The following is a 23,804-nucleotide window of genomic DNA, read 5'->3' as shown; positions in this document are numbered from 1 at the left end:
ATATTTTTGATTAAAAAGTAAATGCGTTACAAGTTAAAATGCAGATCAAATGTTTCTTCTAAACCAGAAGCATTTAGAGGATCAATGGTATCAATTTCAGCAATTATATCAATATCACCGTAGTGCTGAATGGCTTCTCGGTTACTTTTATGTTCCGGCCCATTCAATACAACTCCTAAAACAGGAATATTGCGATTTCGAAGTGCTTCCAAGGATAGAAAAGTATGATTCAACGTTCCCAGTGTACTTCTTGCAACGAGCAATACCGGGATCTGTAATTTTTCGATGAGATCAATAATCATCACATCATCGTTAAAGGGTACAAGTAAACCACCGGCCCCTTCTACTACTAAATGATCAGTTTCATAGTCAGGCAACTCAAAATCAGACATCTCGATATAGATATCATCAATTTGGGCTGCTCCATGGGGAGACATTGGAGTTTCTAGCCGATATCGCTCGGGAATAATACATTGCTTTGAAAAGCCGGTTGCTCGCTGGACAAATTCAGTATCAGTTTCTTCTTCAAGTCCGGCTTGTATTGGTTTCCAATAGCTTGCTGAAAGAGCTTTTGTTAGTATAGCAGAAACCACCGTTTTACCAATTCCTGTATCGGTACCGGAGACAAATATTTCGGATGGCCATTGGGAAGTACTCATTCTTCAATAACGTTATGTCGATTTTTAGTTGTTTGTTGTATCTAATTACACTTTAAGCAGTAACAAACCTTATTCCGAATCAAAGTCTCTTTTTACAGCTAAGAATACCAAGTGGTAACTGACAGTTATATCTCCGTTGGCAGATTCATTCCAGTGGTCAATAAGAAGTGATAACTCCTTAGGAGATAATGACCTACCCTTTTTCTGAGTAGCAGTACCAATTGTTTTAAATTTACGGAAAAATGCCTCAGCACTCGTAAACCTTTGAGTAACAGTGTCCTCGTAATAGTCTACCTGGGCCGGTCCCAATGACATCTTCACAACCATTTCCTCTACATCGGGTAGTTCATTGCCCGTATAGGGTAATCCCAGCTCTTTACATTTCTGTTTCCATTCAGGAAAACTTTCGCTACCCGGAAAAGAAACCAACAACAAACCTCCCGGTTTTGTAGCCTCCAGCCACTTTCCCAGTACTTGGGCAGGGTTCTTAAACCACTGTGCTGTAAATCCGCTGATCGTTAACGCATATTTGGGGTTCCCTGCAGGTGTATCCTCAGCATCCTTAACTCTAAATGAAAGATTGCCACGATCACCCAATTGTTCTCGACAATATTGAACCATTTGATGCGAAAGGTCGGTAACTTCTATTTCCCTGTTGGGGTACAACTCCGCCAGCCTTTGGGTAACAAATCCGGTTCCACATCCCAACTCAATGATAGGACCTTTAGGTAAAATATCTCTCCACGGCTTTAATGATGCGATAAGCCGCTTTGCCACTTCTTTCTGAAGGTTAGCATGCTTATGGTATTGTGAGGCTGCAGATCCAAAATTTGCAGCTATCTGTTCTTTTAAATCGTTGCTGCTCACTACTTGCTGATTCATATAAATTATAAAACTAATCCTGCTTTTCTTTTAAGACCTGTCGGATTTCAGGAATTATAAACTCCAGACACTGCCGATGATGTGTTTTAGGTAATGCATGACCGGCGTTTTTAAGTTCAAAATACTGGGCATACTGCTGTAACTGGTTATATATTTGCCTACCCTTTTTATAAGGAACTACCTGATCTTGTGACCCGTGAAGGATACAAACTTTCCCTGCCTTTTTCAGTAACTCAGCATCGAGCCTGGAATCTTGTAAGCGCTGTAAGTCATCCAAGAGTAACTGTAAGTTAAGGTCTTTGAAATTAACTTCTTCGGCTTCCAAAGGAGAAAAACAGTTATCGTAGAATCGTTTTAGTACTTTTTCAGGATTGATCTCCAGTTCATTGACCATCTCCTGTATTATAAGTCGAGAACGACGTTTATACTGAGCAACATAGGGATGGAAGTATAAAAAGCCACCTGTTATAACTAAAAGATCAGCTGTTTCGAGTAGATTTTTGGTAATCCAATGTAAGCCAAATGAATGGGTTAGTAAAACTATTGGTCCACCGCTGTTATCAACCTTTATCTCTTTGGGATCATCAAAATAACCTCGGTCATAGGCATGGAAAGTGCCAAATTCAGAGAGTTCATTTTTCCAAGTATCCCAAGTGTGGCGATCAAATCCCCATCCATGGTGTGCAAAAAACTGGCAGTCAGCCATTACTCCATCGATTTAATGCTGTTAAAAATTCTTCTATCTGTCCTTTTTTATGGTGAGAAGAGAGCGTAATCCTTATTCGAGCACTGCCCCGAGGCACTGTAGGGGGACGTATTGCTGTTGCTAAAAACCCATTATTTTTTAAAAACTCTGCTAAATTTAACGCATTCTCTTCAGATCCCACCATGATAGGTATTATCTGAGATTGTGAACTTCCGATACTAAAGCCAGCCTCCGTAATACCCTTTTGCATAATCTTTATATGCTTATATAGCTCCTCACGTTCCGAATCCATGTTGGGAATCAGCTCTAATGAAGCATCAACAGCTCCAATTACCGCTGGGGGCAGCGCCGTAGTATAAATAAAACCGGGACAAAAGTTCAGCAAATAATCCCTCATTTCTTTTCCACAAAGAACAAAAGCGCCAAATGCTCCAAATGCTTTACCACATGTTGCAAGTACTATATCTATGCCTTTAACAGAGTGGGTAAATCCTAAACCTTGTTCACCCCATACTCCTACAGCATGAGCATCATCTACAAATAGCAGCGCCCCAAATTTATTACATAAATCTGCTATTTTTTGTAGTTCTGCACAATCCCCATCCATGCTAAATAATGATTCGGTAACTACAATAATTCTGGAAAAGTCTTCTTCATCAGCATTTTTGAGCTGATCTGCCAAATCTGTTACCGAATTATGTTTAAATCGACGGAAGGCAGCTCGGCTTGCCAATGATCCCTGCAGTAAACTACGATGACTCAACTTATCCGCAAGAATAAGAGAGTGCCGATCTGTTAAGGTGCTGATAATGGTACTATTAGCCTGAAAACCGCTATTAAACACCAATGCAGATTCCCACCCAAACGTTTGAGCTAACTTTCTTTCTAGCCGGTCATGAATATCAAAGGTTCCATTTATCAACCGTGAAGCAGTAGCCCCTGCCCCATATTTTTCGGTATATAACTGTGACCGTTCTGTCACTTTAGGATGGTGGGAAAGGCCCAAATAGTCATTACCGCTAAAGTTAAGATATTGCTTATCTCCATTAGACAAAGTAACAGCATCTGATGGTATAAAAGATGTTAACTCACGAAATTGATGCCGCTTTTTTCGCTTTGCAAGAGCTTTATCAACAAAGTCGTACTTTTGAGATGAAGACACGTTCTAATTTATTGCCATCGATTTTTGGGAATTAGCTTGCCATGTTGAATCACTTTTGAAGGTCCGCAGCATGGCACGAAATTGACGTACAAATTTGCGTTTATCGTATTTTGGAGCAAACTGGGCAAACTCAAGCATAAAGAGACGACTTGTTTCTTTGTCATAGACCGTAAAGTTGACAAAAGGCCCGGCCATAGCATCTTCAGTCATCCGCCAAACACCCCGGCTTTCATAAACGAGGTCGCCATTCATACGAAAGGTTTCGGTCTTATGAGGGCGCTTGTATGCAGTAGTTACAAAAGAATTTCGCCTTGTGCTGCTACCTTCAAACCATTTTTTATTTAATGAATCGCGCTTGGTATTAATCCAGTCATCATCCACATGGTTAATATTATCTACCTCTTTCCACCATGCCCAAAACCATCGATCATTATTGGGCAGAGGACGTCTCATCGTTAAGAAATGAACCCGTTCATTGTTTTCAGTATAGGTGGTATCTATACTTTTTATCCAGTCATGCTGTACACGGATTTTCCATCCATGATTTTGCCATAAGCTATCTTCGAGAGCAACCTGTTCTCCCCGTTCATAGATTTCTGCCGTCCATCGATTGAGCTCTTTATCAATCAGGTTATCTACAAGTGTTTTTTGGGAGTTTTTAATCTGTGTAGCCAATGCGGAATCACTGGGAGCAGCAAGTAGTAATAACCATTGATCGCGATACCACTGATCTTTTAAGGGAAAAGCAAATGCCTCTCCGTCACGAACTTGACGTTCTACCTCATCACTGAGCAGAGCCCGCATAAATTCTGCGACATTTGTACTATCGTCAATAGGTGAAGCGACAATAACATTTCGGAATTGTTTTAATTGTTCCAGTTCATTATTGCTATCAAAATCACGGAATGTTAAATCAAAGCGTGGAGGTTTGCCGGGAATAGTCTGTGTCCAGCCACCAAATGTCTGGCGAAGTGCCTCAGCTGTTTTACTCTCAAAATCAGCGGAGTCCATTACAACAATAAGCTGTCCAAAACTACCGCTTGCCTTTCTACGATAGTCGCTATCACATCCAACCCAAATAACTGCTAATAACAATATCGAAGCTAATTTGCCTATCTCCTTCATAGAAAATTAATTCTTAATTTTAATAATTACTCCGTACCATACTTCAACGTTCTAACAAAAGCAAATACTTCATCCTTCCAACCTTTTTTAGGGTAGTTTTCTCTTATAGTATCAATGAGGGCACTTCCCACAATAAACCCATCCATATCAGCTGCAATTTTTTGAGCATCTTCATGAGATTTGATACCGAAACCTACCATTTTGGGATTCTGACTGATATTGGTTTTTACTCTATCAATAAAGCGTTGTACCGATTGAGCTACCTCCTCACCTTCCCGGGCTCCGGTAACGCCCGTTACTGAGACACAATAAACAAATCCTTGTGACTGTTCATCGATATTACGCATGCGCTCATCTGACGTATTTGGAGCTACCAAATATATTATTGGCAAATTATGCTGCTCTGCTTCTTTTGTCATAATACCTGACTCTTCAATAGGAATATCAGGAATAATAAGACCATCGACACCAACCTTAGAAGCTTCTTGGCAAAACCGTTCAATTCCATATTTAATAACAGGATTGATATATCCCATTAAGATAATAGGGATCTCTGATTTTTTACGAACTTGCTTTACAATATCCAGGATTTTTTCCATAGTAATGCCCTGCTCTATAGCTACATTGCTGGAATATTGTATTGTAGGACCGTCAGCAAGAGGATCACTAAACGGCATTCCCAGCTCGACCATATCAACTCCGTTTTTATCAAACCCCAGGATTAAGTCTACACATGACTCTACATCAGGATAGCCCGCAGTAAGAAAGAGACTCATTATTTTTGATGAATCATCATGGTTTTCAAATAGTTGTGCAACTCTGTTTTTCGTCGTAATCATTGAGCTTTCATTCTTTTTAGTTCGGTATGTGTTCATTTCCCACACCGTATAATCAAATATTAAAGATTCTTGGAAATTGTAGTCATATCTTTATCACCCCGTCCGGAACAGTTCAAAACAACGATCTCATCTTCTGATGTTTTAGGCATTAGTTCATCCAGGTAAGCAATGGCATGAGCAGTTTCAAGAGCGGGTATAATACCTTCTGTCTCTGAAAGTAATTTTACTCCCTCCATAGCCTCATTATCCGTTATTGAATGATATTTAACCCGCTTCGTCTCATGCAGATAAGAATGCTCTGGCCCTATACCCGGATAATCAAGCCCTGCACTAATAGAATGTGCAAGCTGGATTTGTCCATCGGTATCATGCAGTAGATAACTCATGGAACCGTGTAGTACCCCAGGAGTTCCAATAGTAAGAGTAGCAGCAGTCTCATCAGTATTTGCCCCTAAACCTGCTGCTTCAAGACCATACATTTTGACTTCTTCATCTTCGATAAAAGGATAAAAAGCTCCGATAGCATTAGACCCCCCGCCTACACAGGCCAATAAATGATCAGGCGTCTCTTGACCCTCAGCCTCTTTAAGCTGTGATCGAATTTCATCACCTATTACCCTATGGAAATTACGAACCATCTTGGGGTATGGATGCGGGCCAACAACAGAACCGATGATATAAAATGTATCCTCTACGTTGGTTACCCAGTCTCGAATCGCTTCGTTCGTAGCGTCTTTTAATGTTTGCGACCCACTAGTCACAGAACGAACTTCGGTACCAAGTAGTCTCATCCGTTCAACATTCAGCTTTTGTCGCTCCATATCCTCAGCCCCCATGTATACAATACAATCGACCCCGAACTTGGCACAGGCCGTAGCAGTAGCTACCCCATGTTGCCCGGCGCCGGTTTCGGCAATAATTCGATCTTTCCCCATACGTCGAGCCAATAAAATCTGCCCGATAGCATTATTAATTTTATGAGCTCCTGTATGGCATAGGTCCTCTCGTTTCAAATAAATCTTGGCCTTTCCATAGTACTCAGTCAACCGATTTGCATAGGTCAATTTAGTAGGACGTCCAACATATTCATTTAATAAGCTACTATATTCCTTCAGAAAAGAATTATCATGCCAAGCTTCATTATAGGCCTCTTCCAGTTCTTCAAGCACCGGAATTAATATTTCAGGCACAAACTTCCCTCCAAAATTGCCAAAATATCCTTCCTTCGTTGGTAAATCGTATTTCATATTCTCATTCTCAATATACGTTATAAATAATTAACCTATTTTATATAAACTATTGTCACACATAAGTATAAATTCATTTTGGAAGCTGTCTTTATTACGCATATACAACTTAAAAATGATAAAGTTTAACAGCTATTCAGAAGCTTCTAAATAAATTATAACTCACCCATTTCTTGTTTCTCCCAAATATCTCGCATCTCTTCCATAAATGCATCAACCTTATCAAAATCTTTTATCCCAGGATCAGCTTCTAAACCACTGGAAACATCAACAGCATAAGGTTGAACCTGCTTACAGGCCTCACGGATATTACTCGCATTTAATCCCCCTGCCAAGAAATAAGGTATTCCTTGCGCCACTTCATCCAGTACTGACCAATTAAACGACTGACCGGTACCTCCCCACTGTCCATCAATATTTGTATCAAAAAGGATATACTCCACATAGTCGAGGTATGGCGAAATTCGATTATTAAGATCTGATGCCGTGTCGCCCTTTTCTACATGGATTGCCTTTATGACCGGTTTATCAACCATTGAACAATATTCTGGGTTTTCATTCCCATGAAGCTGCACATAATCTATGCCGGTCTGTCGTCCAATCATATTCACATCATCTAATGGCTGATTTACAAAAACACCGACACATTTTGGGCCATGCAACCAGTTAATCATGGCTCCAGCTTCAGCAGGTGTAATACTGCGAGGGCTTTCTTCATAAAAGATAAATCCCATATAGTGGGCCAGTGCCCCAGATACAAATCGGGCATCTTCAAGTGAGGTAATTCCACAAATTTTTACTTTCGTTCGTTCTTCTGGATCTGCAAACATCTATTCTGTTTCTGAAGTTATTAATTTCTGAAGTTCTGATTTCATTGCCGACACGGCTTCTCCGGGATTACTTTGTCTCATAAAATATTCTCCAATAAGAGCAGCATCAATATTTTGTTCAAACAAAAACTGTAAATCACCAGCACTACCCAGTCCACTTTCAGAGACCAGTACCGTATCATCGGGTGCTTTATGTAACAGCTCTACACCGCGATGTAAGTCTACCTCAAAAGTTCTGAGATCACGATTATTGACTCCCAGAATATCGACCTCTTCAAAGTTAACATATTGAAAATCCTCTTCCGAATAACATTCTACCAGAGCTTGCAATTCAAACTCCTTGGTAGCATGTAACAACTCCTGCAGCTGATGTCCATCGGTAATTGTAGCAATAAGTAATACCGCATCAGCCCCAAAAGCTTTAGCTTCTTTTATTTGATAAGGATCAATAATAAAATCCTTGCGCAGCAATGGAATAGATACTTCCCTGGAAGAAATTTCAAGATACTTTAGGCTACCTTTAAAGGCTGGCTCATCGGTTAATACTGATATCGCTGAGGCCCCTCCCTCTTGGTATTGAGCCGCTATTTTTTGTGGATCAAAGTCCGGTCTTATAAGTCCTTTTGATGGAGAAGCTTTTTTAATTTCCGCAATAATAGCCACATCATTATCTTGTAGTAATGATTCAGCAAAATTTTGTGATTTTTCTTCATAAAGCTCCAAGTCTCCCAGATCACTAAAACTACGTTCTTTCTTTCGCTTCTTAAGATCTGATGCCGTTTGTTCTACAATTTCTTCAAGTATATTGGACATAATTACGACTGATTTGCAACTTCTGTTGTTACCTCTATAAAATCATCTAATGCCTGCAATGCTTTTCCCGATCTTAAACTCTCCTCTGCCATTTCCCTGGCTTCGGATAGATGATCTGCTTTTCCGGAAGCATGTATACCAAAAGTAGCATTTAACAGTATCACATTCTCTTGTGCTTCGGTGGCATTATTAGCCATAATAGAGCGAATAATATTGGCATTATATTCAGCATCTCCACCCTGGAGTTCATCAAGATCAGTCCAATTGAAATCAAGGGACCGAGGATCAAATGTCGTCGCTTCTTTGACCAAACTCCCATTAAGCTCAAATATCTCTGACTGAGCACATAAACTTACCTCATCAAGACCATCATGGGCATTCACGGTGTAAGCAAAATCGGTCTCAAGGTTTGCAAGAATATGAGCAATCTGTCTAGCAACATCTATATTATATGCTCCTATCATTTGCCGACTCACCCCAGCTGGATTTAAAAGTGGCCCAAGAATATTAAAAAATGTTCTTATTCCCATTGCTCGCCGGGCAGGCATCACGTGTTTCATGGCTGGATGGAAAAACGGAGCGAACATAAACACCAATCCCGTTTCTTCAAAAACCTGCTCTACCTGACCCTTCTCCAACATCACAACACCCCCCAGAGCTTCTAACACATCTGCGCTACCGCTCTTACTGGAAACACTCCTATTTCCATGTTTTAACACCGGCACGCCGGCTCCGGATACTACAAACATAGAAGCCGTAGAGATATTAAAAGTCCCTGAGCTATCTCCACCTGTGCCACATAGATCTATAGCACCTTCTGTTTCAACTTCTGGTTTAATGGCCTCTTCACGCATTACTTTTACAAAAGCGGTTAGCTCATCGGTGGTCTCACCCTTTGCTCGCATGGCTGTTAAAAAAGAAGCAATTTGTTCATTTTTGATCTCACCATTTACGATCTGCTGCAGGGCTTGTCGTGCTTCTATATCAGTAAGATCTTTAGAGTTCACTGCTTTATCTAATATTGAACTAAAGTCTTTAACCTTTTGCATACCTTATATTTATAGATTTCATATTGAACATTTACCAATAGTTTATTACTAGTTTGCTGTTTTCAGGTCAAGCCAGTTTTTAATAATATTTGGCCCTTCAGTAGTTAAGATACTTTCGGGATGAAATTGGATTCCCTCGATTGGAAACTCTCGATGACGAAGCCCCATAATAACCCCATCGTCACTGCGGGCTGTAATCGCCAACATCTCTGGAATCTGTTGCGGGTCCAATATCAATGAGTGATAGCGTGTAGCAGTAAAGGGAGTTGGAATATTTTTATAAACTGATTTCCCGTCATGATCTATTGGAGAAGTCTTCCCGTGCATAAGCTCGGGGGCATGGATCACTTTTCCTCCGAACACTTCCCCTATCGCCTGGTGACCAAGACATACGCCCAATATTGGAGTATGGGCTCCCAGCTCTTCTATCACCGACTTGGTTACTCCGGCATCAGCCGGACGCCCCGGACCAGGCGAAATAAGCACCTTGTCCGGGTCTAAAGCCTTTATCTCCTCCATGCTAAGGGCATCATTACGCACTACCTTATAACTTTCAGTATGCTGAGCAACTATATGTACCAGGTTATAAGTAAAGGAATCGTAATTGTCTATAATTAGAACCATAATAAAGATATCAATGGATTAGCTGCTATAGTCGTATGTTTTAAACAGTCCTGTTACCTCACGCACCGGCCCCATTACTTTCTCCGCCCGGGCACGGGCTTTCTTGCCACCGTCACGCAGAATATCACGTACGGTGTCTATATCCTGGGCCAATTCTTTGCGTTTTTCACGAGCCTCAGCAAAATACTCTTCTATCATACCCAGAAGTTCTTTTTTAGCATGACCGTAGCCGTAGCCCCCAGCACGATACTGTTCAGCAATCTCTTTCTGTTTATATTCTTCGGCAAACAGTTTTATCAGTGCAAAGACATTACAACTATCCGGATTTTTGGGCTCATCAAGTGGCGTAGAGTCTGTTTCTATCGACATTACCTTCTTTTTCAACTCTTTGCCTTCATCAAAGATACCAATCGTATTACCATATGATTTACTCATCTTTTGTCCGTCAATACCCGGAACTACTGCCACTGATTCTAAGATATGTGGCTCTGGAAGTTTCAGATATTCATCCCCATAATTATGATTAAATTTACCGGCCAAATCACGGCAAATCTCAATATTTTGCTTTTGGTCTTGCCCTACCGGCACTAAATCAGCATTGTACATCAAAATATCTGCGGCCTGCAAAATGGGATAGGTAAACAAACCGATATTAGGATGTAAGCCCTGGGCAACCTTGTCTTTAAAGGCTACGCCCTTTTCCATCAAACTTACCGGACAGAACGTACCCAGTATCCAAGCGAGCTCAGCATGTTGCGGCACATCACTCTGAGCAAAAAAGGTTGCCTTATTGGGATCAAGTCCCAAGGCCAGATAATCAAGGGCTACATCGATAGTGTTCTTATAGATCTTTTCCCCATCATTAATAGAAGTTAATGAGTGATAATTGGCAATAAAATAGAAGGCATCTCCTTTTTCCTGCATCTGGATATGTTGACGCAAAGCCCCAAAGTAGTTTCCCAGATGTAATTTCCCAGAGGATTGAATACCAGATAAAATAGTTTTCATAGATACGTAAATTTAAAATTAATTATTCTTTATATCCTTAATCTGTAATTGATAAAGCTACACTTAATGCTTCTACTAAAGCACCAGCTTTATTCTTTGTTTCTAGATACTCTTTTTCGGGATTACTGTCGGCAACAATACCGGCCCCGGCTTGTATAAATACCTTTGACTCAGTCACCATCATTGTGCGGATTACAATGCAGGTATCCATATTTCCGGAAAAGTCGAAATACCCAACAGCTCCGGCATAGGGACCTCGTTTTGTTGGTTCAAGTTCATCAATAATCTCCATGGCCCGAATTTTTGGTGCTCCACTCACCGTTCCAGCCGGAAAACAGCGTATCAGTGCATCAACTGAGGTTTGATCATCCCTCAGCTCTCCTTTTACATCAGAAACAATATGCATAACATGCGAATAACGCTCTATCACCTGCTCACGAACCGGGTGTACGGTGGCAGGTTTACAAACTCGCGACAAATCATTTCGTCCCAGATCAACCAACATCACATGCTCTGCAATCTCCTTGGGATCGTTCTTTAAATCTTTTTCCAGTTCTAAGTCTTCTTCTGGCGTTTTACCGCGGGGACGTGTACCTGCAATAGGTAGCAGCTGGGCCGTATCGTCCTGCACACGAACTAACACTTCGGGCGATGATCCAACGAGTGCAAAATCACCAAATTCCAAGAAAAACAGATATGGAGAAGGATTTACCATCCGAAGCGCACGATACAACATAAATCGATCTCCGCTAAAGTTGGTCTCAAAACGCTGTGAAAGCACTACTTGGAAGATATCACCTTCATAAATATACTCCTTCGCCTTTTCTACCATCTGCTCAAACTCTGGCTGGCTGATATTGCTAGACAAATCATCCGGATCTATTGAAAAAGTATCAGTCGTTTGTCCCTGCTGATACACCCGATCTTCCAGCTCATTAAGCCTCTGCTGTGCCTGCTGGTATTTCGCTTCTGCATTATGCTCATCATCAATAAACACTGTTTTTATGATAATGACCTGCTGCTTTACATGATCAAAGGCAAATACCTCATCATAAAAGGCCCAAATAGCTTCCGGTATATCTATATCATCCTGAGGATGATTTTCTAACTGCTCGATCTCACGAACCGTATCATAAGAAGAAAAACCTACAGCTCCACCAGATAAACGGGGAAGCTCGGGCATATCCGGCTCGCTGTGTTGAGTGGTTAGCGCTTTCAGAGCTTCAAAATAGGGTTGATCGATGCAACTAGTATTGCCATCACGTTCCAGTACCACTTCTTCCCCATCGTATTTTAATACCTGATAGGGATCTCGCCCCAAGAACGAATAACGAGCAACTTGCTCTCCCCCCTCCACTGACTCCAGCAAAAAAGGATACCCTCCGTTATCGCGAAGCGAAAGGAACAGGGATACTGGTGTTAATACATCAGCCATCAAACGACGGTGAACTGGTATCGCAGTATATTGCTTTGCCAAATCTGTAAACTTATCAATATTCATATCTGATATACTCTGCTAATTATTTCCCGAAAAGTACCTTCAGGAGGTATCAAACAAGTTGAAAATAAAAAAACCCACTCCAGTTTCCTGCAGTGGGTTCGCTAAAAAAGTGCTTATGTGAATCTAGCTCATAAAAATGCCACTGCCCGTGTATGTTGTTTCACGAGCCACCACCAATTGATATTTTTATGAGCTGATTTTTTCATAACGCTCTGAATATAATAGCCACCTGTACTAAAATCAACAAGTTTATTTAGGTGAAATAAAACCTATATTACGATTCAATAATAAATCTATTTTTCATGGTGCTGTCATCACGATTTCTTTTATGCTTTATCCTCTTGTCTATAGGGGGTAGTCTATCTCTTAAAGCTCAAATTGTAGGCCCTGTTCCCTCTCCAGACCGATCCATTAAGAGTAATTCTGTTTCAAATATGGAAACATTTGGTGATACCTTATGGATAGGTCCCGGTTTAAATCGTACCATAGACAATAGCGCAAATTGGTATTTTCCTGAAAATGCGCAAAAAATTATAAATGAAGAAGGAAGCGTATATTCCCTTGCCTTGGCACAAGATACCGTTTGGGCAGGGTTAGGTTACACAGCCTCTACACCAAACGGGGATGTACAATCAGGACTTGGATTCCACTATTCCACAGATGGAGGGGAAAACTGGAAGTTTATTAAAAATCCGAATGACGAAGAGGATGACAGCACCTTCGTTTATGGTGGTACAAGATATGCCAAGCTTCCTGTTACGGCACAGCAACAATCTCCGTCTTTTGAGGTAGCTTTTAAGGGAGAAACCGTTTTTTCTGCAAATTGGGCCTTGGGCTTAGTCAGAAGCCAAGATTTTGGTGCAAACTGGAAACGAATTATACTCCCTCCTCAGCAGGTCGATACCTTAAGTCCAGACAATGAATATACATTTAACAGCAATGGCACCAATCGTTATGATCCCCGTTTTGACCAGAACCTATTGGGGTTTTCGGTCTTTATCGATCGCAGTAATAGGGTGTGGTGTGGTACCGCAGGAGGGCTAAATATCTCTGATAATGCACTCACTGCTCCTGCCGATAGTATTCGATGGCGACATATCCAAGTAGACGGCTCTTCAGATGGTTTATTAGGCAACTGGATCATCACCATTAAACAGCAGCCCTCTACCGGAGATATCTGGATGACCAACTGGTCATCTGGGCTTCGTGATAATGAAAGTTTTGGTATTGTTCGAACCAGGAACGGGGGAAAAAGCTTCGATCGCTACTTGCAGGGAAAACGTATAAATGACATTGATTTTTCTGACGGGGTTATTTATGCCGCTGGAGATGATGGGTTATTTAAAAGCAGTGACGGTGGTGCTAATTGGACAACTATACCACAGATAACTTCTGCAAATACTTTTATCAAAAAGTCTGCTGCATATTATAGCATTGCCTCTACTACCAATCGTCTATGGGTCGGCACCGGTGATGGTATCGCCTCAACCGCCGATGGTGGAGAGAACTGGGAAATTACACGGGTTAACTTCCCTCTTGATGGGAACAATCACTACCAACAGGATGCTCCGGACGTTAACGCTTATGCCTATCCCAATCCCTTTTCACCCCGACGCCACAGTCTCGTGCGTATCAAATATGAAGTAAAAAAGGCCGGGCAAGTCACAATCCGGTTATTTGATTTCAGGATGAAACTGATCAAAAAGATTGCATCAGGAGACTATACTCCAGGGACTTATGAAGCGGTATGGGATGGCACTACAACCAATGGGAAAGACGTGGCAAATGGGGCCGTATTTTACCAGATTGATAGCCCGGGCAATACGATCCGGGGAAAGATATTATTGATTAATTAAACCATGCAAAAACCAACTGCATACTGTAGATCATTACTTTTATTTTTAATAGTAACAACCTGTACTACCGCTGTACAAGCTCAACATGGCGGGCGAGCTGGTGCTTTCAGTCGGTTGGGTTTTGGCCCCCGAGGGATGGCAATGGGCAATGCTTTCACGGCTACAACACAAGAAGGGATATATAGCTACTATAACCCCGCTGTTGTTGCTCATGCCGGAACAGGCAACCAGATCGATCTTTCTACCGCAGCAATGAGCTTCGATCGCAGCCTGCACACCATCAGTAGTACCTTTCGGTTACCACCCAGTGCGGGAGCATCTATCTCTATTATAAACGCCAATGTAAATGATATTGATGGGCGCAACGCTGATGGCTATCACACAAACATGCTTTCAACTCACGAATACCAACTTACAGCAACAGCCGGACTATCCCTGAGAAACAACCTTTCTGTTGGTCTTGGGGTTAAATATTACCTATCTGATCTACACAATGCAGTTGACAATGCTACTACTGTTGGCCTTGATATCGGGTTGTTGTATAAAATTTCTAATCAACTTCAGCTAGGGGCTACGGTTCAAGATTTAATTGCTGCTTACAGCTGGAACTCCAGTAATTTCTATGGTGATAACCTCTCTTCCCAAAATGACCCATTCCCAACTCAAATAAAACTGGGCATCTTTTATAACCCCATGGATAAATTTCATATTAGCTTGGATGGTGGACAACAGATCCATGAAGAGGGAACTATAACTAATATTAACCTCGGAATGGCATATGGACTTCATGAGCGGGTTACTCTCCGAGCTGGTTGGCAGATTGATGCGATTTCAGCAATTAAAAAAACAAACCATGCCAGTGCCGGTTTCTCCATACATCTCCCCTTTGATTTTATGAACCCATCCATCGATTATGCATTTGTTCAAGAATCCAATAAAATCGCGTATATGCACATCTTTGGTATTCAGTTGAACTTGTAAGAACGAAAATAATCTATTTACTTTTGCTGATGAACAATACAGATAAATGCCATAATATATTTCCTTTGTCTTTTCTCAAGAAACAGAGACCACCATATTTGTTCTTACTTGGTTTGTGCTTAATAAGTACAATGTCAACTAATATAGCTTATAGCCAGCAAACAGGCCTTGACCTTTTGACTATTGGTCCGGGCACACAAGCCTTAGGTTTTAATGAAGTGGTAACAGCTGAACAGTTAGGAGCATCAAACCTGTATTCCAACCCTGCTAACCTTGCATTAGAGTCCAGCTCATCACTCAATGCTGATTATACCCTCTGGATTGGCGACCTTTCCCACACTCATGCTGCGGTAAATTTCAAAAAAGGAGAACGTGGAATAGCTTTTGGATTTACCGGGGCCCAAGATGATGATATTATACTACGAAACCAGGCTGGACCTGCCGAAGGTTCTTTTGCTATAAACCTGCTGTCGCTAAGCGCAGGCTATGCTTACAAAGTAGGCCCCATTGCTATTGGCGGAACCTTTCAATACTTGCGAGAGGAATATTATATCTATAATGCTTCTGGATATGCTACTAATTGGGGAATAGCTAGTCGTTTCTGGAATAAACGCCTACAAATTGGGGTAAGTTTACTAAATCTGGGCAAAATGGATGAACTAATTAATGAAGCTACCCCTCTGCCAACTACACTGCGAGGCGGATTTAATGCCAAACTTTTTACCTTTACACCTCCTGAGAATGATGATCTCCCTGTAACAGTGAATCTTAAGAATGACTGGACCTTTCCTCTCACAGTATCGAACAAGACAACACAGACGACAGAAGAACGGGAACTCTATACGTCTGTTGCTCTTGAATTTAATATCGCAGAAACAATTATGTTAAGATCGGGATATAAAACGGGAGATACCGTTCGTCCATGGACAGCAGGTGCCGGAATAATAGTAGGCTCTGTTATTGCCAATTATGCTATCATCCCGTTTGAAACAGGCTTTGGAACTGTACATTCATTGGGGCTTAGTTACCGGTTTTAAGCTATATTCTTCTTTATCCCTTGCATTTCTGCCTCCTCTTTCCTGATTCCCTAACTCTGACATGCATGTTTAGCCTCTGTCAATCTGCCTATAAAAATAGAAAGACAAAGTAACAGGCTAAAATTACTGATTCTCAGGCCCTATTTCCTTTTTCTAATCAGAAAATTCTTCATCTCCAAAGGCTTCTTTCCAAAAGAAGTAGCCCCCCAGGAGAATTCCCTTGCCCACAAAGGCAGAAAAAACAATCATTAGTCCTACTTCCTGAAATAATAGAATAAGTAATCCATAGAAAATAAAAAGGGAAAGCTTCATCTTATGTTTTTTAATGGATTCTTTATCAAAACTTGGAATCTTATCAAAAGGAATAGTGCTAACCATCAAAAAGGAGAGCAGAATAATTAGGGGTACTAAAACCGTATTTAGTCCATATTCCAAACCTTCAAAAATCTCAATCTGATTATAGAAGGTGAGGTAAAAAGCTGCAATCATTATTGCCTGCCCGGGAATAGGAAGCCCCTTAAAAAAATCGTCTCGGCCCTTGTCATCATCAAAGTTCTCATGTACATCTACATTGTACCTTGCTAACCGAACAGCTCCACAAAGTGGCGGAAGAGCACTTAAAATAATTCCCACAAAAGGCATCTCTGCTAAACCGAAAGCATAAAGTAGAAAGCCCGGGGCAACTCCAAATGATACTACATCGCTAATAGAATCCAATTCAATGCCAAATTGAGAAGTAGCATTTGACAGGCGGGCCATAAAACCATCTAATGCATCAAATAGGCCGGCAAAAACAATGAGCCAAGCCCCAAAGAAGAGTCGTCCTTCGGCAATGCTAATAATTGCCAAAAAACCACAGAACAGATTCATCAAAGTAAAGAAACTGGGGATTACCGTACGCGGTATCTGCTTTTTAGTATGTTTATCCCCATTTCTTTTACGTTTTCTACGACGACGAAAACGCTTCCACTTCTGTATAGGATATTTCATTTTATGCGTTAATGGTAGCTAAAATTGTTTGGCCGGCTACAGCCTTTTCTCCTTCTGAGACGTTAACTTCTACCTCAACCGGAACAAGTATATCCATTCTGGAGCCAAACTTCATCATTCCAAAACGCTCTCCGGCTTCCAGATTATCCCCTTCTTCAATATGATACACAATGCGTCGTGCTAGAAAACCGGTAATTTGCCGAAAAAACACTTTTGTGCCGGATGGATGTTTAACTCCAAAGTCTGCGCGTTCATTAAGCTCAGAAGCTCTATGGTCATAAGCTACTAAGAAAATCCCCGGTTCATATTCCAAGTATTCAAGCTTTCCATTAACGGGAACTCTGTTAACATGAACATCAAGTGGAGAAAGAAATATACTAATCTGTTTTGCAGGACCTTTAATGTATCGGTCTTCTTGCACCTCTTTTATTTGCACAACATTACCATCAGCCGGTGAAATAACCAAATTATCACCTGTGGTTATTTCCCTGTCCGGATCTCTAAAGAAAAACAAAATAAACCCTACGAGCAGTACCATCGCCGTATAAATTATATAGGCCGTCCAGTGGGGCTCAAGATAACGAGCAATACCGCTGACAATAATTGCAAAAATAATGGTTACGAAGATAGTAGTGTATCCGTCGCGTGCAAACATAAATAATGATGAAGTTAGCCGAATTGTCTGAGTATATCGTTGAATGTAACAAATATAAAGAGTGCTATTATAAGCAAAAACCCAATTTGTTGTAGCGCCATCCGAACTTTAGGAGAGGGTTCACGACGTGTAATGCCTTCATAAATCAAAAACATCAGGTGGCCACCGTCAAGTACAGGAATAGGTAAAATATTCATGATGGCAAGTGTTACACTTAAGAAAGCAGTAATATTCCAAAAGCCTATTGCACCTCCGGCATCTGTTGCCTGTTTGGTAACATTAGCAATAGCTACCGGTCCGCCTAAGTTTTCGCGAACGGAGATATCCCCGGCAAACATTTTACTGAATCCACCAAAAATTCCAGAAACCGTTTCATTAGTTTTTTTAACTCCAACATTCAGTGCTTCAAAAAGGCCATAATTAAAACGTTCTACATCAAATATTTCTTTATTAGGGGCATAAATACCCAGTTTATTGTTTTCGTTAGGTGTTACCGCTACTGAGATAGTTTCACCAGAGGAACGCCTTACCATTAAATTAAGAGAATCTTCAGCAGTAGATATCTTCTCTACCAGCTGTAGCCAGTGTGAAATATTATCACCATTAATAGCAGTAATAAAATCACCTTCTTTTAACCCCACTTTATCAGCCGGACTTCCTTCTACCACAGATCGAATTTTACTGGGAAGTGCATGCTGAAAATTAATAAACCCCCGTTTCCCAATCTCATTAAGTAAGCTATCGGGTACCCCAACGGTAACTGTTTCATTCCCTCTTTTAACCGTATAGCTCAATGAAGACGCCATCATTTTATTGGGGGCAAACAGGTCGGAAAAATATGGAACATCTTCCCCATTAACCCCAATAAGCTTATCTCCTGTTTGGAACCCCACTTGGGCTGCCAAAGATTTTTCGGGTACATAGATACTACCTACACTATCCAGATCAACCTTTTCTTCACCAGTACTAAAAGCTAAACCGCCAAAAATAAGTACAGCAAGAATCATATTAAAGATAACTCCGGCAGTAATTACAATAATGCGTTGCCAGACAGGTTTGCTACGAAACTCCCATGGCTTGGGCTCTTCATCCAAGTAATCGTCATCCATGGTTTCATCAATCATACCGGATATTTTCACATATCCACCAAGAGGAGTTGCTCCTATACAGTAATCGGTTTCTCCCTTTTTAATACCAAAAATACGGGGAGGAAAACCCAGAGAGAAGCGCTCTACCCGCATTCCAAAAAGTTTTGCAGCTAAAAAGTGCCCAAGCTCATGAAAGAAAACCAAGATAAGTAGAGCAGCAGCAAAAATTCCGAGTGTTGATAATAAACTTAAAATCCATTCCATGTAGCGAGGTAGTACTGATTAAAAAGTTAATGCCAGATCCCTGGCCTGTTGATCAATATTTTTCAGTGATTCTAACGTAATAGTTCCAGAATTATTTAATGATTCCAGACAATGATCTATCACTTTAGGGATATCAATATAGGTAATTTCTTCGTTCAAAAATCGTTGCACAGCAACTTCATTTGCCGCATTCAAAATTGCCGGGGCCAATCCTCCTTCCTTGGCTGCTTCAATTGCTAACTTCAAGCAGGGAAACCGATTATAATCTACAGGTTCAAATGTTAAGTCAAAAGCCTTTCTCCAGTCCAATTCCGGAGCTTCAAGTTCGAGCCTGTCAGGATAAGTCAAAGCATATAAAATAGGTACCTTCATTGTCGGTGGCCCCAATTGGGCCTTGCTTGACCCATCGGTAAAGGTAACTACCGAGTGAATAATACTTTGGGGATGAACTACAGCTTCAATCTTTGATAGCGGCATATTAAACATCCAGTGTGCTTCTATAATTTCAAGTCCCTTATTCATCATAGTTGCAGAATCGATGGTGATTTTAGACCCCATCGACCAATTGGGGTGATTTAAAGCATCGCTCACTGTTATATCCTGCATCTGTTTCTTAGTCCACGTGCGAAACGGTCCTCCACTTGCTGTTATAATAAGCTTTTCGATCTTCTCAATTGGTTCACCCACTAAACATTGTAACATGGCACTGTGTTCAGAATCAACCGGAATAAGATTATTTCCATTCTCCTGAATAAGTCTGTTGATAAGCCCACCACCCACTACAAGCGATTCTTTATTGGCAAGTGCCACTTTTTTTCCCGCCTTTAATGCTTCAACAGTAGGTTCAAAACCAGCATACCCTACTAAACTGTTAAGGATAATATCAGCTTTATCAAGTTTAGTTAACTGGAGTAAATCCTCATTGCCAACTAAGATCTCGATATTGTTATCATCCAACTTATCCCTCAGTAAATCGCTGTACTGTTCATCACCTAGCAGTATATACTCAGGCTTATATTTATTAGCCTGTTCTGCCAGCTTTTGCCAACTGCTATTACAGCTTAATGCCAACACATTAAATTGAGAAGGATGCTCACAAATCACCTCTAAGGCTTGTTCGCCAATAGAACCGGTGGAACCCAGTATGACAATATTTTTAGACTTCAAACGATTTACTTATTTCTTTTCAAAAGAGCTATGAAGATAGAGAAAAACAGGTAGAAGTCAGAATATGATTATTAACTTTAATCCGTTGTTTTGTCCTTCATCCTTTCAATTACAGAGCCAATTCTAAGGCTGTTTCATACATTAGCGCATGTGCCCTCACCGTATCTCCCAATGTGGGAGCATAACCGCCCGACAACAATAATACAAGTGGAACATCATCATCTATTACTTTTTGTATTACTATACGATCTCTGTTTTTTAAACCATTCATCGTTAAAGAAAGTCGTCCGAAATGATCCGCTTCCAACGGATCTATTCCGCCAAGGTAATAGACCAAATCCGGGGAAAACTGTTCAAATATCTCGTCAAGTGCATCTCCCAAGGTAGACAAATATACTTCATCCTGCGTTTCATCCGGCAACCCAATATCTAATGTAGAGGGAGGCTTTTTAAAGGGATAGTTCTTTGCACCATGCAATGAAAAGGTAAATACGTCGTCGTTATTTTTAAAAATTTTAGCTGTCCCATTCCCTTGATGAACATCACAATCAATAACTAATATCTTTTTAGCCCACATCGACTGCCGCAGTACTTTAATTGCGACGGCTACATCATTAAATACACAGAACCCTTCGCCATAGTCGGGCATAGCGTGATGAGTGCCTCCTGCCAAATTTCCTGATATTCCATCCTGCAGTGCCATTAAGGAGGCGTTGATCGTCCCTTGCACGGCCAACCTGGATCTGTGAGCCAACCTCTTCGACCAAGGCAACCCTAGCTTCCGCAATTCTCTTTTTCCTAAATCCCCATTCACAATACCGTTGGAATAACGTTGAGAATGTACTGTTGTAAGGTTGGGAATATCCACCGGAGAAGGTTCTACAATATCACTGCTATCAATCAGATTTTGTTCTAAAAGATAGTGATGCAGAGCAGTAAATTTTTTCATCGGAAATATATGCTCATTGGGAATAGGAGCATAATAGTCGGGAGAATAAGAAAGTCGCAATAGGCTATGAAAATTTAATATTCTTATTATTCAGTTATCTGGATAAGAGCCATCATCCTACCACTTTTCTTCCCTTCTCGTCGGAAAGAGTAAAATCGTTCCTTATCTTCAAAAGTACAGCCTGGGGCCACTTCAATATGTTTCTGGGGGATGCCACCTTCTTGTAATTGATTTCGAATAAATCTCCGAAGATCTACATGAGGCTTTTCAAAATGCTCATAATCCACAAAGTTATCCGGAAACTGCTCTGCAACTTCTATTCCCACTTCAAAGTTTTTGAGCGATATACAAGGACTTACAAACGCCTTCATATTTTGAGGATCAGCTCCCTGATCAGCCATATCATTAATACCTTTGGGTACAATATCACCAACAGCACCACGCCATCCAGCATGTAAAGCTCCAATAGTTTTTGATTCTGCATCCCATAATAAAATAGCTGCACAATCAGCCACCTGAATAGCTATTGTTAAACCTGGAACAGAGGTAATTAACCCATCTGTATTGGGAAAGGTACCTCCCTGTATCACAATCCTAACTCTATTACTGTGTACTTGATCAGCAAATGCCACCCATTCTTTATTTACTTCTAACGAAGATAATAGGTTAAGTCTGTTTTGAGTAACAACTTCCTTTTTCTCAGATGTATTATATCCAAGGTTTAGACCAGCAATACTATTTTGCTTTCTATATTGATTGTTTTTGAGTGTGAACCATGCCCGAACCCCTTCCTCTTTAAAAAGATTCGTGGGCCGAATAACAGCAAAGTCAGTTTTTAATTTGTTCATGTAATTTACCTCTAACCTTTTTTACAGGGAATGGATGTCCCGTCCATAGTTCAAAGGACCGACTTCCTTGTTGGATTAACATCTCCAGGCCATTTATCGTTGTCGCCTCCACTGAATTTGCCTGTTTCAAGAATTTGGTTTGTATTGGATTATACACAATATCATAACAAATGCAATCCGATAGGAATGCCTTTTCTGTTTCCCGGACTGGCGAATCGTTAACATTGGGATGCATCCCCAAAGGAGTAGCATTAATAATAAGGGCGGCTTCCTCTGCCAATGAGGTCCATTGATTATAAGAAACCATAACCACATGGTTGTTTTCGGAAAACAAATTTCTACGAGCAGGATTTCTAGATACCAAGTATAATTCTTCAATCCCTATATTTAATAGGGCATAAACAATTGCTCTTGAAGCACCTCCGGTTCCAAATATAATAGCTCTTCCGCCCTCTAGTTCTCCGCTATATTGTTTCAACGGGGCCAAAAAGCCAGCACTATCGGTATTGTAACCAACCAACTGATACCCCTCTTTTACAATCGTATTAACAGCACCAATTTCTTGAGCTGAATTGTCAATACGATCCAAGTATTCAATAATTATTTGTTTATAGGGAACAGTAATATTCGCTCCCTTAAAAGAATCATTGTTAAGATATGAGGCCAAGCTATTGAGCTCACTATTATAAAGATCAACCGTATAATATTGAGCATCAATATCATAATAATCTAATGCTAAATTATGCATGAGTGGTGACCAACTATGCTCTATGGGGTGCCCAAAGAGTATATAATGAGGAGACTGGGCTTTTTTACTCTTTTTAAAGGTAGATAAACTCATTTACAAAAAGTAAAGACAAAAAAAATGCGCACTATTAAGTGCGCATTTCAATATCAGTGAGAGACTATTTTTAAGCAGCCGCTTCTTCTTCAGCTTCTGCCTCTTCGTCTGCCTTTTCAATAGCAGCAAGAGTATCATCCGCATTTTGTTTGAAAGTACCTTCTTCGGCTTCTTCCTTAAAACGCTGTAGATCCTTCTTCATCTGTGCAGAAAGACCTTGGATAAAGTTAGCTAATTCTTCCTCTGGCTCACCGTAGAAAGTACGGTAATCAAGGCTGAAATCAACCCGGGTTCGTTCTCCGTTATCCAGCGGAGTAAATCGAATAGTACCAGTCTGATTCAAATTGCCATTGATAGTAATCCACGCAAAACGTGTATTACGGAGATCATCAATGACGTTTGTTGTCCACTCAAATGGTTTCCCACCAAGAGTAGTCGAATACTCAAACGTTTGTGAATTTATTTTGTTAACTCGCTCAATCCGTTCGAAGAAGTGAGGGAAATAGGTTGGGTCACTTAAGTATTCATAGACTTTGGCTAGGGGCAGATCAACATCAATTCTTTCGTGCGCCATAATTTATATACTTCAGAGTTGGTTAAAATTAGTAGTTGAAACGATGAAAAAGGAGATTTTTCAGTTTCCAATTAGGTTTTACCCACAATGCAATAAAATTAATGATTAT

General features: G+C 40.6%; 24 protein-coding genes. 3 read left to right on the top strand and 21 right to left on the bottom strand.

Translation table 11 applies throughout. The features are described 5' to 3' along the window. Positions 1–26: 26 nt before the first annotated feature. The 13 genes from bioD to trpE form a co-directional block, all read right to left on the bottom strand. On the bottom strand, positions 27–659 hold the full coding sequence (gene bioD, locus FCN14_RS02475; protein WP_138429510.1) for a dethiobiotin synthase: 633 nt from the start codon (positions 657–659) through the stop codon (positions 27–29). 69 nt (positions 660–728) lie between these two features. Continuing rightward, a complete protein-coding gene (locus FCN14_RS02470) occupies positions 729–1,541 on the bottom strand; it encodes a methyltransferase domain-containing protein (protein ID WP_138429509.1) in 813 nt (270 codons plus the stop codon). Positions 1,542–1,554: 13 nt separating this feature from the next. Beyond that, positions 1,555–2,247, bottom strand: a complete 693-nt coding sequence (locus FCN14_RS02465; RefSeq protein WP_138429508.1) for an alpha/beta hydrolase — start codon at positions 2,245–2,247, stop codon at positions 1,555–1,557. Beyond that, complete coding sequence (locus tag FCN14_RS02460) at positions 2,240–3,409, bottom strand: aminotransferase class I/II-fold pyridoxal phosphate-dependent enzyme (RefSeq protein ID WP_138429507.1); 1,170 nt, start codon at positions 3,407–3,409, stop codon at positions 2,240–2,242. The genes FCN14_RS02465 and FCN14_RS02460 overlap by 8 nt, the downstream gene beginning before the upstream one ends. Positions 3,410–3,412: 3 nt before the next feature. Beyond that, positions 3,413–4,534, bottom strand: a complete 1,122-nt coding sequence (locus FCN14_RS02455; protein ID WP_138429506.1) for a DUF4837 family protein — start codon at positions 4,532–4,534, stop codon at positions 3,413–3,415. Positions 4,535–4,560: 26 nt separating this feature from the next. Then, the gene (trpA, locus tag FCN14_RS02450) at positions 4,561–5,373 is read right to left on the bottom strand and encodes a tryptophan synthase subunit alpha (protein ID WP_138429505.1); all 813 of its coding nucleotides are present in this window, start codon (positions 5,371–5,373) and stop codon (positions 4,561–4,563) included. 59 nt (positions 5,374–5,432) lie between these two features. Continuing rightward, on the bottom strand, positions 5,433–6,620 hold the full coding sequence (gene trpB / locus FCN14_RS02445) for a tryptophan synthase subunit beta (protein ID WP_138429504.1): 1,188 nt from the start codon (positions 6,618–6,620) through the stop codon (positions 5,433–5,435). A 155-nt stretch (positions 6,621–6,775) separates the two neighbouring features. After that, complete coding sequence (locus FCN14_RS02440) at positions 6,776–7,450, bottom strand: phosphoribosylanthranilate isomerase (protein WP_138429503.1); 675 nt, start codon at positions 7,448–7,450, stop codon at positions 6,776–6,778. Continuing rightward, the gene (trpC, locus tag FCN14_RS02435; RefSeq protein ID WP_138429502.1) at positions 7,451–8,263 is read right to left on the bottom strand and encodes an indole-3-glycerol phosphate synthase TrpC; all 813 of its coding nucleotides are present in this window, start codon (positions 8,261–8,263) and stop codon (positions 7,451–7,453) included. 2 nt (positions 8,264–8,265) lie between these two features. Further along, positions 8,266–9,312, bottom strand: coding sequence for an anthranilate phosphoribosyltransferase (trpD, locus tag FCN14_RS02430; protein WP_138429501.1), 1,047 nt, complete (start codon positions 9,310–9,312; stop codon positions 8,266–8,268). Positions 9,313–9,360: 48 nt separating this feature from the next. Next, a complete protein-coding gene (locus FCN14_RS02425) occupies positions 9,361–9,936 on the bottom strand; it encodes an anthranilate synthase component II (RefSeq protein ID WP_138429500.1) in 576 nt (191 codons plus the stop codon). A gap of 18 nt (positions 9,937–9,954) precedes the next feature. Further along, positions 9,955–10,944 carry a tryptophan--tRNA ligase gene (gene trpS / locus FCN14_RS02420; protein WP_138429499.1) on the bottom strand — a complete coding sequence of 330 codons (990 nt, stop codon included), beginning with the start codon at positions 10,942–10,944 and terminating at the stop codon, positions 9,955–9,957. Between the two features lie 37 nt (positions 10,945–10,981). Next, the gene (trpE, locus tag FCN14_RS02415) at positions 10,982–12,445 is read right to left on the bottom strand and encodes an anthranilate synthase component I (RefSeq protein ID WP_138429498.1); all 1,464 of its coding nucleotides are present in this window, start codon (positions 12,443–12,445) and stop codon (positions 10,982–10,984) included. 434 nt (positions 12,446–12,879) lie between these two features. Here trpE and FCN14_RS02410 point away from each other — a divergent pair, with 434 nt between their 5' ends. From FCN14_RS02410 to FCN14_RS02400, 3 genes are all read left to right on the top strand, one after another. Next, entirely contained in the window at positions 12,880–14,301 is a 1,422-nt protein-coding gene (locus FCN14_RS02410; RefSeq protein ID WP_246043079.1) for a FlgD immunoglobulin-like domain containing protein, read from the top strand. Between the two features lie 3 nt (positions 14,302–14,304). After that, positions 14,305–15,282 (top strand): PorV/PorQ family protein, encoded by a 978-nt coding sequence (locus tag FCN14_RS02405; RefSeq protein ID WP_138429496.1) that lies wholly within the window; start codon positions 14,305–14,307, stop codon positions 15,280–15,282. Positions 15,283–15,413: 131 nt separating this feature from the next. After that, positions 15,414–16,319, top strand: coding sequence for a PorV/PorQ family protein (locus FCN14_RS02400; protein ID WP_171032780.1), 906 nt, complete (start codon positions 15,414–15,416; stop codon positions 16,317–16,319). Between the two features lie 153 nt (positions 16,320–16,472). On the opposite strand, the gene pssA is transcribed toward FCN14_RS02400, so the two are convergent. The 8 genes from pssA to FCN14_RS02360 all read right to left on the bottom strand — a co-directional run bounded on the left by pssA (position 16,473) and on the right by FCN14_RS02360 (position 23,695). Beyond that, on the bottom strand, positions 16,473–17,309 hold the full coding sequence (gene pssA, locus FCN14_RS02395) for a CDP-diacylglycerol--serine O-phosphatidyltransferase (protein ID WP_138429494.1): 837 nt from the start codon (positions 17,307–17,309) through the stop codon (positions 16,473–16,475). A gap of 1 nt (position 17,310) precedes the next feature. Then, entirely contained in the window at positions 17,311–17,964 is a 654-nt protein-coding gene (locus tag FCN14_RS02390; protein ID WP_138429493.1) for a phosphatidylserine decarboxylase family protein, read from the bottom strand. A 14-nt stretch (positions 17,965–17,978) separates the two neighbouring features. Next, on the bottom strand, positions 17,979–19,316 hold the full coding sequence (rseP, locus tag FCN14_RS02385; RefSeq protein WP_138429492.1) for an RIP metalloprotease RseP: 1,338 nt from the start codon (positions 19,314–19,316) through the stop codon (positions 17,979–17,981). Between the two features lie 18 nt (positions 19,317–19,334). Continuing rightward, positions 19,335–20,483 carry a 1-deoxy-D-xylulose-5-phosphate reductoisomerase gene (locus tag FCN14_RS02380; protein WP_138429491.1) on the bottom strand — a complete coding sequence of 383 codons (1,149 nt, stop codon included), beginning with the start codon at positions 20,481–20,483 and terminating at the stop codon, positions 19,335–19,337. Positions 20,484–20,592: 109 nt separating this feature from the next. Further along, entirely contained in the window at positions 20,593–21,492 is a 900-nt protein-coding gene (locus FCN14_RS02375) for a histone deacetylase family protein (protein WP_138429490.1), read from the bottom strand. Positions 21,493–21,518: 26 nt separating this feature from the next. Then, positions 21,519–22,280 carry a peptidoglycan editing factor PgeF gene (gene pgeF / locus FCN14_RS02370; RefSeq protein WP_138429489.1) on the bottom strand — a complete coding sequence of 254 codons (762 nt, stop codon included), beginning with the start codon at positions 22,278–22,280 and terminating at the stop codon, positions 21,519–21,521. Continuing rightward, on the bottom strand, positions 22,261–23,121 hold the full coding sequence (aroE, locus tag FCN14_RS02365) for a shikimate dehydrogenase (RefSeq protein ID WP_138429488.1): 861 nt from the start codon (positions 23,119–23,121) through the stop codon (positions 22,261–22,263). Before aroE ends, pgeF begins: the two co-directional genes overlap by 20 nt. Positions 23,122–23,191: 70 nt before the next feature. After that, on the bottom strand, positions 23,192–23,695 hold the full coding sequence (locus tag FCN14_RS02360) for an SRPBCC family protein (RefSeq protein WP_138429487.1): 504 nt from the start codon (positions 23,693–23,695) through the stop codon (positions 23,192–23,194). Positions 23,696–23,804: the final 109 nt, after the last annotated feature.

The sequence above is a fragment of the Fodinibius saliphilus genome, assembly GCF_005869845.1.
Lineage (GTDB): Bacteria > Bacteroidota > Rhodothermia > Balneolales > Balneolaceae > Fodinibius > Fodinibius saliphilus.
Note: the sequence above shows the minus strand (reverse complement) of the source record. Positions and strands in the feature narration are given on the sequence as shown.